At 38.6% G+C, this 13356-nt stretch carries 14 protein-coding genes and 1 pseudogene; 14 read left to right on the top strand and 1 reads right to left on the bottom strand.

All coding sequences use genetic code 11. The features are described 5' to 3' along the window. The first annotated feature begins 73 nt into the window (after nt 1–73). The 3 genes from BMW41_RS15470 to BMW41_RS12580 all read left to right on the top strand — a co-directional run bounded on the left by BMW41_RS15470 (nt 74) and on the right by BMW41_RS12580 (nt 1781). The gene (locus tag BMW41_RS15470) at nt 74–298 is read left to right on the top strand and encodes an acyltransferase family protein (RefSeq protein WP_420341571.1); all 225 of its coding nucleotides are present in this window, start codon (nt 74–76) and stop codon (nt 296–298) included. Further along, nucleotides 229–1050, top strand: a complete 822-nt coding sequence (locus BMW41_RS15465) for an acyltransferase family protein (RefSeq protein ID WP_074650437.1) — start codon at nt 229–231, stop codon at nt 1048–1050. Before BMW41_RS15470 ends, BMW41_RS15465 begins: the two co-directional genes overlap by 70 nt. A 212-nt stretch (nt 1051–1262) precedes the next feature. Beyond that, nucleotides 1263–1781 carry a DUF1016 N-terminal domain-containing protein gene (locus tag BMW41_RS12580; protein ID WP_242870354.1) on the top strand — a complete coding sequence of 173 codons (519 nt, stop codon included), beginning with the start codon at nt 1263–1265 and terminating at the stop codon, nt 1779–1781. Between the two features lie 116 nt (nt 1782–1897). Here BMW41_RS12580 and BMW41_RS12575 read toward each other — a convergent pair whose 3' ends face one another. Beyond that, a complete protein-coding gene (locus tag BMW41_RS12575) occupies nt 1898–3121 on the bottom strand; it encodes an IS110 family RNA-guided transposase (RefSeq protein WP_074650441.1) in 1224 nt (407 codons plus the stop codon). Nucleotides 3122–3416: 295 nt separating this feature from the next. Between BMW41_RS12575 and BMW41_RS12570 the strand changes: the two genes are divergently transcribed. The 11 genes and pseudogenes from BMW41_RS12570 to BMW41_RS12525 form a co-directional block, all read left to right on the top strand. Further along, complete coding sequence (locus BMW41_RS12570) at nt 3417–3791, top strand: CFI-box-CTERM domain-containing protein (RefSeq protein ID WP_074650435.1); 375 nt, start codon at nt 3417–3419, stop codon at nt 3789–3791. Between the two features lie 51 nt (nt 3792–3842). Beyond that, nucleotides 3843–5159 carry a TFIIB-type zinc ribbon-containing protein gene (locus BMW41_RS12565; RefSeq protein WP_074650433.1) on the top strand — a complete coding sequence of 439 codons (1317 nt, stop codon included), beginning with the start codon at nt 3843–3845 and terminating at the stop codon, nt 5157–5159. 16 nt (nt 5160–5175) lie between these two features. After that, complete coding sequence (locus BMW41_RS12560) at nt 5176–6513, top strand: DUF4236 domain-containing protein (RefSeq protein ID WP_074650431.1); 1338 nt, start codon at nt 5176–5178, stop codon at nt 6511–6513. 844 nt (nt 6514–7357) lie between these two features. After that, on the top strand, nt 7358–7531 hold the full coding sequence (locus BMW41_RS14660; protein WP_177171243.1) for a hypothetical protein: 174 nt from the start codon (nt 7358–7360) through the stop codon (nt 7529–7531). A 67-nt stretch (nt 7532–7598) separates the two neighbouring features. Further along, the gene (locus BMW41_RS14785; protein WP_074650429.1) at nt 7599–9434 is read left to right on the top strand and encodes a recombinase family protein; all 1836 of its coding nucleotides are present in this window, start codon (nt 7599–7601) and stop codon (nt 9432–9434) included. 149 nt (nt 9435–9583) lie between these two features. Further along, complete coding sequence (locus tag BMW41_RS12550) at nt 9584–10168, top strand: TetR/AcrR family transcriptional regulator (protein ID WP_074650427.1); 585 nt, start codon at nt 9584–9586, stop codon at nt 10166–10168. Between the two features lie 206 nt (nt 10169–10374). After that, nucleotides 10375–10740, top strand: coding sequence for a hypothetical protein (locus tag BMW41_RS12545; protein WP_031472159.1), 366 nt, complete (start codon nt 10375–10377; stop codon nt 10738–10740). Nucleotides 10741–10803: 63 nt separating this feature from the next. Next, a complete protein-coding gene (locus BMW41_RS12540) occupies nt 10804–11673 on the top strand; it encodes an MBL fold metallo-hydrolase (protein ID WP_330387000.1) in 870 nt (289 codons plus the stop codon). Between the two features lie 203 nt (nt 11674–11876). Further along, on the top strand, nt 11877–12017 hold the full coding sequence (locus tag BMW41_RS12535; protein WP_081844156.1) for a TetR/AcrR family transcriptional regulator: 141 nt from the start codon (nt 11877–11879) through the stop codon (nt 12015–12017). Between the two features lie 103 nt (nt 12018–12120). Next, nucleotides 12121–13032: an alpha/beta fold hydrolase gene (locus tag BMW41_RS12530; protein ID WP_074650426.1), complete on the top strand. Its 912-nt coding sequence runs from the start codon at nt 12121–12123 to the stop codon at nt 13030–13032. A 63-nt stretch (nt 13033–13095) separates the two neighbouring features. Beyond that, nucleotides 13096–13356: pseudogene (locus tag BMW41_RS12525) on the top strand (hypothetical protein); the annotation flags it as partial.

The following is a 13356-nucleotide window of genomic DNA, read 5'->3' as shown; positions in this document are numbered from 1 at the left end:
AAAGTACACATTCTTGAGGGTGATTGATGTAATTTCAATATGATTGCTTGTTCTAATCATCCTTCAAAAATGTATGGGAGGATTGAGAAAAAGCATGAAAGAAAAGTCAATTAATACAACAGTGGATTTAGTGAAACTAATTATGGCTTTTTTGGTTGTATGCATTCATACGGAGCCATTTGGATTCAACTTCTGGTTGGATAAGGGATTTGGTATTGTCACACGCTTATGTGTTCCATTCTTTTTTGTTTCAAGTGCATATTTCTGCTGGAAAACAACAGAGTTATCGAAACAATAAAAAGGTTGGGAATATTATATATAATTTGGTCTTTGATATATCTGCCATATGATATTATCCATTCAAAAGGGTACTCGGTAATTAAGATAATTAGATTGTTTTTCTGGGATGGAAATTCACACGCATTGTGGTTTCTGTGCGGAAACATTATAGGAATAGTCATAGTTTATCTGTTACTAAGGTTTTTGGATTATAGAATTATTCTTGTTATATCAGTGTTATTTCTATTGGTAGGATGTTTTAAATCATCATGGGCGCCTATAGCATTTCAGATATTTAAGATTCAGTTCTCAGATGTTTTGGGGACGAGGAATGGACTGTTTTATGGATTTCCATATGTTGCAATGGGAATGTATTTGACAAAAAACAGAAAGTGGGAAGGAAAACCAATAAGTGGTTCAATTATCGGCTTTGCTATATCTTTAATAGCTTTAATAGCTGAATCAATGTTACTGGTTGTGTATTATAAGACGTCATCGACTATTTTATGGGTGTCAGTTTATCCGCTAACATATTTTTTCTTTACATTGGTATGCAGGATAAAGATAGTATTGAGCGTAGATAAATCACGATTTATTAGGAAGATTAGTACATTGATTTACGTTTCTCACGGAATATTTTTAATCCTTTTTTCTGGATATCAATATATGGTTTACTTTTTATTGGTTTCGATTTTTGCGACAGCCTTTTCTGTTATTATAATTAAATTGAGCCAAAGAAATGGTTTACGTTTCTTACGATATTTATATTAGTTCGATAATTAAGAATGTTAGAATTGAAATATATAATACACTGATTTTAGCATGTAAGAGGGGATTATTCAGAAATGGATAGTCATTTTTCTATGCAAATTCCCCTAAAAAACTCTGAAACAAGTTAAAATCGTTATGTACAGGATTGGAGTGATTTTGTTATAATTTCTGTGGTGTGACTGCACGGATTTTAGATTTTGGAGGCGGATAGCTTGGGTGAAATAGTTAAAACAGAAATGTTTGATGATATACTTAACATGATTTACTCAGCAAAGCAAAAGGCTGAATTTCAGGTCAATTCTACGGTTATAGAACTGTATTGGAATATAGGTGAGTATGTTTCGAATAAGGCTGAGTCTGATGGTTGGGGAAAGTCTACTGTTAAGGCTTTGTCTGATTATATTTTGAGCAGGGAGCCTGGTATTCGCGGATACTCTTCTCAGAATATTTGGAGAATGAAACAATTTTATGAGACATATAAGGACCATCCAGAACTCTCATCACTGCTGAGAGAAAATACTTGGACTAATAATATGCACATTGTTTCAAAGACCAAGGATTATGAAGAAAAGAAGTTTTATTTGGAATTGGCATCCAAAGAAAAATATCAATCACGTGAATTGGCTAGGCAAATTGATAGTGGTTATTATGAGCGATTATTATTGTCAAATGGAAAGGCTCCAACAGCCATTGAACCACAAAAGATATCTGGCGTTTTAAGAGCCTACTAATAAAAAGTCAATAGGAAATTGAAAAAAGTTGAAAGCATGAAAAATGGTATAGCAAACAAACCGCCTTGACCACAACGTGATTTGCCGGTTTGAAAGACTTGATATTGGACAACTGATTATTGCTCTTGGGATTGTGCTTCGAGTTCTCTGTAATGAGCTTTAACTTTGCCATAGTAAATGCGGAGAAACTTATTAGCCCCAGCAGTCATGTAGACATAGTAATTCTTACCTTCAGAGCGCTTTCGGTCAAGGAACTGATATACTGGATCGTTAGCTGGCTTATTCTGAAGGATAGTGCTCATAAGCTGAAACAGAGTCTTCCTAAGTCTTGATGGACCACATTTTGAAGCAGCATTACTTTTGCGCTTACGCTGACCAGACTCATCAACACCTGGATCCACACCAGCGTATGCAGTTATGGCTTCACGATGTGTAAAACGGGAGATATCTCCTAACTCAGCTATTAACTGAGGCCCATATGTTTTACCTACGCCATACATGCCCATTACGGTCTCGTATTCAGGCAAGGTAGATGCAAGATCATTCATCTCCTTACGCAGTTTTTCAAGATGTTCAGATGCAAGATTAAGCTGTTGTATGCTCTGTTGGATTATCATCTTGTAGGTTTTGTCTTTTGGAAATACAGCTACAAGCTCCTGTGATAATTCAAAAAGCTCCTGTGCCTTTCCAGTACGGAAGTTGTACTTATGTTTTTTGCAAAAGCTTTTATACCGCTCTGTGAATGCTTTAAGACCTATCTTACGGACACAGTCTACATGCCAAAAAGAGTACGCAAAGTCCACCCACTTCTCACTACCGTCTTCTCTGGCAGGACTCTTAAAGAGTTTATTAACGCCAGGATAAGTGTTGTCGAGAAGAGAGATCAGGTTGGCTTTTGCAGCCACTTTCTGTTTCATAAAGAAATCGAATTGTGCATTTAGTGTTTTTAACTGTTCTCGTGTAGTATCCATGCTTGAATACTGTCGCAGTTCTGCCCAGTTGTCAAGAGCATAACGTGCTATCTTGCGAGAATCAGCAGGGTCGGATTTTACATGGCGGAGAGTATTGTCGTTTTGACCTTTGATCAATTTAGGATTGACTGCTGAGATAAAAATATTGGCTTCAGAAAAAACTTTTAGAACAGGTTCATGATAACGACCTGTGCATTCGACTACAGCCTTTGTTTCACCTTCAAGGGACTGTATATAAGAGATTAGGTCATTCAGCCCACTTGCTGTGTGCATTACGTCATAAGGATGTTTAACAACAACACCTGCGGGTCTGATGATGGAAACGGTGCTCTTTCCTTTAGAAGCATCAATTCCAACTGCGTTGTACATCATAAATAAGGTTCCTCCCCAACATTGAATTTGCATGGTGTCCAGCATTCCCCATTGCTTATTCTATCTCCTGTGGTATTAACCGGACGTGTACAAGACAGTCCTACCTACATAAAACGAACAGCTGCAAATGATAAGCTGGCTGACTGGCTTTCTAACGGACGCTAAGTGGTCCTAGGAGAACAAGGTCAGACCAATGCCTTATCATTGTACAGCTTAAGCAACAAGAGGGCTAAGGCCTAGCTGGCTGTTAGGTTACTTAACCCCACAACTATATATTAGGAGGAGAATAACAATGGCAAAGTATCACACGAACCCTATGGGAGATTATTCAAAAAAAATGCAGAAAAAGCGAAATAAGAATTCTGCTGTTCATCAAATGCTTTACCCTAAGAAGAAAAGAAAAAAGAGTGGCTGTTATGTAGCCACGTGCGTATACGGGACTTATGATTGTCCACAGTTATGGGTTTTAAGACGTTTCCGTGATGATGTTTTGGAGCAGTCATGGTTCGGAAGGAGATTCATTACTTTGTATTATGCAATAAGTCCTACTTTGGTTAAGCTACTTGGAGGTAGCAAAACGATTACTGCTCATTGGCGTAGACTACTCGATCCTTTTGTTGAGAATCTTAAGGAAAAAGGAATTCAGGATACACCGTATAATGATTAATGGTTCTACGTGAGAGGATTTTCTTGCTTGGAATAGTTTGGAGGTCGGGAAATGAAGATAGTTAATATGGTTTGCCCTAATTGTGGAGCCTCAATACAAGTTGATGCAGATAAAAAGAATCTTACTTGTAATTATTGTGGCAATAATTTGTATCTCGATGATGAGGTGCAGCACGTTCAATACGATAATGCCGAAGAGACGGGATATCAGTTTGAAAAAGGAAGACAGAGAGCACAGTCAGAGGCTAGACAATTTTCTGCACAACAGTATGGTGCTCCGGTTCAGCAAAAACCAAAGAAGAAAACTTGGTTATGGGTACTTGGATGGATATTTATATTTCCACTTCCGTTAACAATTCTTCTGGTGAGGAAGAAGCATATGAACGCTGTATTAAAGTATGGGATTATAGCTGTTGCTTGGATTTTCTATCTCATCATTGCTTTATCGGGCAAGCCAAGTGATAACAGTAATAATCAATCTACGAGCGAAGGAACTGTTGCTTCAGCAGATACGGAAAATCCTAGTACTGATAATAAAGTAGCAGATTCCGAACGAAGTGTAACAGAAACAGTTGAATCTGAACAAATGACTTCAGAAGATCCTTTGGCTGACTTTTATGCTGAGTTTTTGCAGTCGGGTACGGTTGGCAATATAAAAGAACTTGCTAAAAAGTATGGACTTTATGCTGATTCTCGGAAAACCGGTACAGGAAGAGAACTGTTTAAGGTTGCTGAAACTTATGATGAAGCGAGAGTCACCAGCAATACAGATGAATATAAAGGTGATTACTATGTAAGAATCGAATGTACAATTCTGGGGGATGATACGGTGGACTCGGTTGAGTTGGTTGATAATAGGAATGGGGAAGCATCTGAAACATCTACAGATAAAGAAGTAACGGCAGATGACATGTATGCTTTGATAGCAGACTTTATAGAAGAATACAATTCAGTTGCCGATAACAAAATAACCAATCCAACTAATTATGATATTCACGAAGAGCATTATAGAACAGAGTATAGGTTGCAGGCCTTTAATGAAAGCGTAGGAACCTTTGGTGAAGCTACTGATTCGACTTTTGAAATTGTTGCATCTAAACCAGGAATGTTCTCTGATGGAGCGTTAACATATCACAATTTAAGAATATATGGTAGTTTCAATGACGCGGATTCAGCAAAAAAAGCCCTTGAGACCATAGTTCCTATTATCGATTCATCCATAACTGTAGAGAAGATACAGGCTGAATATTCAGAATATCGTCCGGATGAAGTAAGTACGTTCATCAAAGGAGATTCTGGTGATGTTACATTTTATATAAAACATGCACCGTCAAATTCTGCGTATAAATTTGATTTATTTATTGATTAAGTAAGAGGTATTTTTTATGGGAATGCGATTTAGAAAATCGGTTAAGATTTGTAAGGGAGTAAAGGTAAATTTTTCAAAATCAGGAGCCAGCCTGTCTCTTGGTGGGCGAGGCCATTCCATGAATTTTGGTGGCCGTGGTACAAGGGCAACGGTTGGTATTCCAGGTACTGGTTTATCATATAGCACAAAACTGACGAGCCACCATAAATCCCACTCATCATCGCATAGAAGCTCCTCAGCTGGATCAAGGGGAAAATCGAGTGTGGCACTTCCGGGATCTGTTCAGCTAAAAATGGATCAGGATGGAAAGGTTGTAATTCTCGATGGCCGAGGAAATCCTATTTATGATCAGTCTGTGATAAGAAAAATAAAGACAACTGATTCATATAAGAAGATGGTTCAGAATCTTGAAGGTCAGCGACAAGAGAAATTAGCTGAGGCATATGAAGAAGCTAAGGCTGAAAACGATCAATTTATCGAGATATATAAATTGTCTCCGCAAGTGGATAAGAAAGAACAATATATAGAGATATTGAACAGCCTTAGGCCGCCAGTGTATCAAAGAAAACAGTATGAAGTACCATACCCGACTGAGGGGGTTATAAGGGATCAGCTTGCAAAAGAAGCAAAGGAGACTGTTCGTGGAAGTTTGTTTACAGTTGGAAAACTTCGTAAAGAGTATATCGAATCAAATCTTCAAAGTCGGTTGAATTCAGCGATATCAGGATGGATGCAGCAAAAAGAGGCCTTTGATTCAGAAGAGTCTAATGTCGAAAAAGCGGAAACAGAGCGATATGATGCAGAATTTAATTCAAGCAAGCAATATATGCAAAATCTGATAGATGGGGAGGATCAGGAGGTTAGTGAAGCGGTAGAATCCTGGATTTCATCCTGCGAATTACCTGTTGAGATAAATGTGGATTATGAATGGCGCCAGAATAATCACGTAATGTATCTCGATGTAGATTTGCCTGAAATAGAAGATCTCCCAGAGGACGAGGTTGTAAGGCTTGCAAGCGGAAATCTGAAAGAAAAGAAAAAGACACAAGCTACGCTTAAACAGGAATATGCCAAACTTGTTTTCGGATTGGCGATTTTTATATCTGCAAATGTGTTTAATGTTAGTCCTGCTATTCATGGCATAGTTATATCCGGTTATACTCAACGTCGTAATAGTGCGGGCGAAGTTAATGACGAATATGTGTATTCCATCAGGTTTACAAGAGATATATTTGAAAACAGTGTTCTGTGTAATGTGAATCCGCAAGATTTCTGTATGAGATTTGAAAACAGAAGTAACGTCACAAGCAGTATGCTTATGAAAAAAATTGAGCCATATGGAATAGATGCATGATTCTATGTGATACTGATGACGAAGGTGGTGGTATCGCGGGGAGTGCCGGCTGTGCCGGCCGCACAAATATAAATTAAAAGGCCAAGGGACTGATCGTTTGTGTGTTACTCCCCCTTATGCCCTTTTGATATCTAAGTCATTGTACGTCGTTGATCTGACGCTCATTATAAAAACCTTGATAAACCAACAGATTTAGCTATGTCGTAAGTGCGACGCACCGTGTCGCACTGCGACGTAATCTCACTGGAACCCGCTTAAACTCGCACATTTTCTTGTGTGGTTATGTCGTAGTTTTGAATCCCCTGTCACACACTGCGTCGCAGTATCATTTTTAGCCCGATAAGGGCTTTTTTGTTGCGACGTAATATGTCGCAGTATTATCCTTGGGGATGATCCTTGATGCTATCTAGGGTGATCTGGGAACTATCCGGACACATCTTATATTGCCTGTTCGTAATAGTGGCAGCTTGTCGGCAACGATAGAACAGTGGATCAGCGGATTCAAAATCGTTCCCATTATAAAAAAATGGCCTCTATAATTTCCAAATAAAGACCAATTATTTATAATTAACCCATTTTTGGAACTTATAGAGACCAGTTTTTCTGAAATTTCTCATATCTAACCCATAAAATGTCCAGAGAGAGTCCATTTTCAAGAATTGTACCCAGATATGTCCTTGATTTGTCCATAAAAAGTCCAATTATCATCTTTATATCAGGTTCATAAGTACCACTTACCAAAGACTTTTATATTCTCGCAAATAATAATTGAAATGAATATATAAAAATTATATAATTTTTATATAAGAATAACTTTCGCTTGATTTACAGGAGAGATGTGAATATGAAAAGAAAGATAGAGCCGGTTGAGAGAACTATAATGTCTGTTTCGTTGAGCGTCAATGATAAGAATAAGCTTAAAGAACTTGCTACCAAATATGAAATGACTTCATCTGCGCTTCTCAGTAAGTGGATTAAAGAAAAATATCAAGAAGAAATAGATGGTAGTAAAGAATAATTGTAATAGTTGATTATATATTTTGTTTAGTATCATGATTTATTAGATTAGTGGATATGGGTGAAATATGGCAAAGAACCTGATTCAGAAAAAGGAAAGAAAAACCTGTTATATATATACCCGCGTTTCTACGGCTATACAGGTTGATGGATATAGTTTGAAAGCGCAGGAGGAACTGTTAAGAGCTGAAGCAGCCCATAGAGGCTACGAGGTGCTTGATGTTTATCCTGACAAGGGAAAATCAGGAAAGAATATCAAAGGAAGACCAAAATTTCAAGAAATGCTTGATGATATTCAGAACCCTGACAAAGAAACTCCTGATTATGTATTTGTATTTAAACTGAGCAGATTTGGAAGAAACGCGGCAGATACATTATCTTCGCTCCAACTATTGGAGGATTATGGTGTAAGTCTTTTAGCTGTTGAAGATAGCATTGATTCTGCAGGAGCCGCAGGTAAGCTGTTGATAGCAGTATATGCTGCTGTAGCCGAGGCAGAAAGAGAAAACATTAAGACGCAGACCATGGCCGGCAGATGGCAGAAAGCAAGCGAAGGTAAATGGAATGGTGGCTTTGCTCCGTATGGATATAAGCTTGAAAACGGTGAACTACTTATAGCAGAGGATGAGGCAGAGTTAGTTCGTGAGATTTTTAATACATATATTGAAAATAATGTTGGAATCAACACGATAGCTAAACGTTTGAATAATAAGGGATTAAAAAAGAAGGTTAGGAATAATGCTAACACTGACAGAATCGGTACTTCCTTCGTGAAGGCTGTTTTAGATAATCCGATATATGCTGGATACCTTCCATATGGAAGAAGAAAAAACGAAAAAATTGAAGGTACCCGAAACGAATTTCATGTTGTCAAACAGGCAGAGTATAAATTGTTTGAAGGAAAGCATGAGGCAATAATCTCAAGGGAAGTATGGGAAACTGCTCATGAAAAAAGAACAAAAACCGGATATCAAAGAGAAAAAACTCATAGTTTGGAACATTCTCATATTTTATCTGGGATTCTGAAATGCCCTGTCTGCGGTTCCTCTATGTACGGAAATGTTTGCCGTAAGAAGAAAAAGGGTAAGGAAGAGCATTACGATGATATATGGTATTACGTATGTAAGCATCGCAGAACGGTAGGTAGTATTCCGTGTACTTTCAATACATATGTAAGGCAGGATGATATTAATGCAGAAGTCCTCGGAATCGTAAAAGAACTATTTGATAGGGAAAATATAAGCGAATACATAGCCAAGGATTTTCTTGCGGAAAGTTTGGATATAAACAAGTTGCAGGACGATCTGAAGAAACTCACTAAGAATAAGCAGAAGATTGAGGAAAAGAAAACAAAACTTCTTGCTAAAATAGCTGAGATGGATCCAGAGGATCCGTTGTATGATGATATCTTTTCAAATTATAACGGATTGATACGTGGATTCTCATCTGATATTGCTGATCTTGATGCACAGATAACTGAAGTAAAAGCTAACATAGACACCAACGGCGCTCGTAGAGCTTCGGTTGAAGCAATGAAAAAAACTATATCAAGCATGTGGGATAGGATAGATGAATTATCTGATGAAGCAGTTAAGAAGTTTTTGAATTCATTTATAGACAAAATCAATATGCTGGAAAAGCCGGATGTGATAAATGGACAGAAATTCTGGGTAGATAGTGTAAAGTTTAAAGTTCCGTTTTATAAGGGAACACCTAAGGAATTTGACACTATAAAGGCAAATCGTTCTTTCCAACCCAATGAGAGTCACGATGAGACTGTTGTTCTCTTGGGTAAAAATGTTACAAGGTCAAAATCTCATGTAGATCTGGGCTTGGATGTAGAGGATTACGATAGAATCAAGGATTCGGAGAAAAATGATAGAGAAATAATGGATAAGATTTGAAAAAACAATTCTATTTAATCACGCCTGCGGGCATTGGGAGAAATCCTGATGTTCGCAGGCTTTTTTTGTGTTAGCACAGAAAAAACTTGACTGACTAATGAACGTTAGCTATATTAAGGCTAATGCTTATTAGCGGAATGGAGGATACAATGTCTACCAAAGAGAAAATACTGGATGCGGCATTAACGTTATTTGCAGAGAATGGATATGATGGAACAAGCGTGGAGCAGATTGCAAATAATGTCGGGATCAAAGCTCCATCGCTATATAAGCACTATAAGGGCAAAGAGGACATTCTGAATGCGTTGATTGATTCTGCGGAAGAGCGGTATGAGGTAATGTTTGGATCTGAGAAAAACATCGGAAAGGTGCCGCAGAGCCGGGAGGAGTTTATAAAGGTGACTATGGAAAGGATCTCATTCACAATGCGGGATCCCATAATCCGCAAGACGCGGATGCTTCTTGTGCAAGAGCAGTTCAGGAATGAAAGGATTTCCGAGGCTACAACCAGACACCAGCTGGATGGAATACAGAGGATGTTTGCAAAGATTATCAAGGGAATGATGGATGAGGGGATAGTCGTAAAGGATGATCCGAAGCTGCTTGCAGTAGAACTTACCGCACCGGCTGTTCTGCAGATTGCAAGGTCAGACAGACAGCCGCAGTGTGAGAAAGAATGCATGGAATACATCGAGAAGCATTTGCGACATTTTTGTAAGGTATACATGAGATAGGAGCAGAGAAAAATTGATCAGAATCGAATTATTATCAGCAGAAAACTTTAAACAGGATTCATTGGACAATTATCCAAGAAAACAGGATGTAAAAAAGTATATCGTAAACACAATGGAGAATATATTCTTGAGGACTGTGTTTATGCTGATGATGGAGAATTGGTGCTGAATGCAAAATACAGACTTTATAGATAAGGGGACGATTTATGAAAGACAAGTATTATGAACAAGCCGTAACCTGTGTAAAAGACACTGTTCTTCCTGCACAGATCAAGTTGTATAAGTCCTGTGGTGGTGATTTTGATATTATCTATGGCGAAGCAATGAATGGAAACGGATATTTTGGAAAAGTCATCGAGGCCGGACATACCTATGAACTTGGATACGAGAAATGCACTTGTCCCAAAGTACAGTCTGGCCAAGTTACTGATCCTGATCAGTGTAATTGCAGCAGACAAAGTATTTTGTATGTTTTAAACTGCTTGGAACCCAATAGCACATTTGAGGTTGAGATCCTGGAAACGATATTACGTGGAGCAGAACATTGTAGGTTTCAAATTACGAAGAATTAAAGAACCAGATTTTGGTTTGTCTTCGATAACAAATTCAAATTTTGTAGAGGATTGAGTTTTCAGATGGAGAAACTGACGAAGAAGGGAAAAACGGAAGTTATCGTTAGCATAATCCTGGTGAAAAAGAAGGAGACAAAAATGAAGGATATACCGGAATTAACATTTGAAACGATAAAGCGGATGGAAGATATGTCGTGGTTTACCCACGCACAGATCTTTGACGATCTGATAATAGTGGCACAGAAGGAAACAGCCTGCTACATACTGAATACAGAGGCAGGGCTTGTGGTGATCGACGGTATCTGGCCTGATAAAAAAGTCTATGACGAGATACTCTGCGCCATTGATGAAGCAGGCTGGGGTGGTAAAGGGATCAGTATGTTTTTAATGACACACGGGCATATCGATCATGTCGGATGCGGGAAGTGGCTTAAGGAAAACTCCGGAGCGAAAACCTTTTTATCCGAAGAGGATGACAGATTAAGGCTCTCCACTCCGCATGAAGACGGACAGGATGATAACTGGAAAGAGTTTGAGATCGATGAGTATATTTCTGACGGAGATACGATCAACTGCGGAGACAGGAATATATATGTAATGTCAACTCCGGGACACACAAAAGGATGTTCCAGTTTCATTTTTCCGGTGCATGAGAATGGGGAAAAACATATGGCCTGTCTTTTCGGCGGGGCAACGCCTCCCTGGGGAGATGAAGACGGCAGTGAGCTGCAAAGACAATCTATTAAGAAATTTATAAAGATTTCCGGGGAAAAGAAATGCGATGTCGCCCTGACAAATCACACTGTTTTTGACTGCGGACTTGAAAGGATAGTATACAGCAGGGCGAGAATGTCCTATCTCCCGAATATTTATATTCTCGGGACAGACGGAGTGCAGGATTTTTGCAGGGTCTTCGAAAGAATACTTTCATAGAAGCGGATGGGAAAAGGTCTTGTTATAATCAATTCCTGTTTCCACGGCGGTGCCGTCAACATTGTACAAAGAAAGCTGGCGGCAAGAGAAAAAAACGGCTGACTGAAACCGAATGGTTACGGTCAGTCGTATATTTTATCTTGATGAGCTAATGTGCATTAGCTATAATGAGGCTAATATTAATTAGCGGAATGTAGGGAGCCATGTCTACCAAAGAGAAAATATTAGATGTGGCATTAACGTTATTTGCAAAGAATGGATACGATGGAACAAGCGTGGAGCAGATTGCGGGTATTGTCGGGATCAAAGCTCCATCGCTATATAAGCCCTTTATCGCAAGATAATTAGGTTGAATACAGGTTTTTATCAGTGTAAGGAGAAGACCAGTTTTTGTTTTTTGCTATTTTGGGTTCAAGGAATTATCGTTGTGACTATGGGAGAAAACAAATGAAAAAGGGATTATCACTGAAAAGCAAAGTGATAGAAGATCAGAATATATCCTATCGCATATTTGGCGAGGGAGATATTGATCTGGTTATTGAAATGGGACTTGGTGCAGTTGCCGGTGAGTGGTGGCATATTGCAGAGCAACTGTCAAAACAATTTGCCGTTCTTTTGTATGAGCGCGGCAGAAATATTTCCAAGGCTCGCTCGCCTAAAAATATAGCCGAAGAATTACATGCTTTGTTAATGAAATTACCGTGTAAAGGTAAGATCACATTTTTGGCGCATTCACAGGGAGGTCTGTATGCGCAGCAATTTGCCAGAATCTATCCGGATATGGTTTATGGAATAGTGTTTGTTGATCCTTTATCTGCAAATGACAACACATATAAATCAGTATTTTTAACAGCGAAAGAACAGAAAAAGAGCGGCTTTAATAAATCGGAAAACTTTGTGAACATGAAAAAACTGGCTTCCTGCCATTTAGGACCTGTTATAAAATTGATCATGAGAAAAGCCCCCCCATTTTATTACTACGATCAATTTTCGCCGGAAGCAAAGAAATATATTTTAGATGAATTAACAAAGGCAGAGCTACACGATGTGGCTTTAGAGGAATATCGCCTGGCGCATGAGGAAAAAGAAATCTGTCAATTAAAAGAAAAAGGGGATTTTCCAAAGATCCCCATCGTACTCATAACCCATGAAAGTGAATTTGAAATAAAAGAAATCATGGAATTCGGACAAACCACAAAGGAATTTGCAGTTAAAGTTGAAGATTTGTGGCAGTCGTTGATGCAGGAATATCTAACCTTTTCCGATCAGTCAATTCTACTGCGAGCCAATAATAGCGGACATTATATTCACCTGACGAATTTTGAAGTGATTATGCAGGCATTGCAATGGATTTCATAGTATTTTGTGCATTTTGACAAAGGAATTGGGTATCCAAGCATAGAGGAAAGGATGTAGACTGATATGGAATTAAGAGAGTATAGAAGAGAAGATGCCGTCGCAATCTGCAAATGGCTCCGGACAGAGGAGGAACTTTACAGATGGTCTGCAGACAGATTTAACAAGTTTCCGCTTTCGGAAAATGATATCGAGGAGAATTATGCTCCACAGATTGAAAGCGGAAGGTTCTTTCCGCTTACGGCAATTGATGAAAAGGGAAGTGTGGTAGGACATTTTATCATCCGGTATCCAAAGGATGATGACGACAGTACGGTTCGGTTTGGA

It is taken from the genome of [Clostridium] aminophilum (genome assembly GCF_900101295.1).
GTDB lineage: Bacteria > Bacillota > Clostridia > Lachnospirales > Lachnospiraceae > Clostridium_R > Clostridium_R aminophilum_A.
This window is presented reverse-complemented; position numbering and strand designations above follow the sequence as displayed.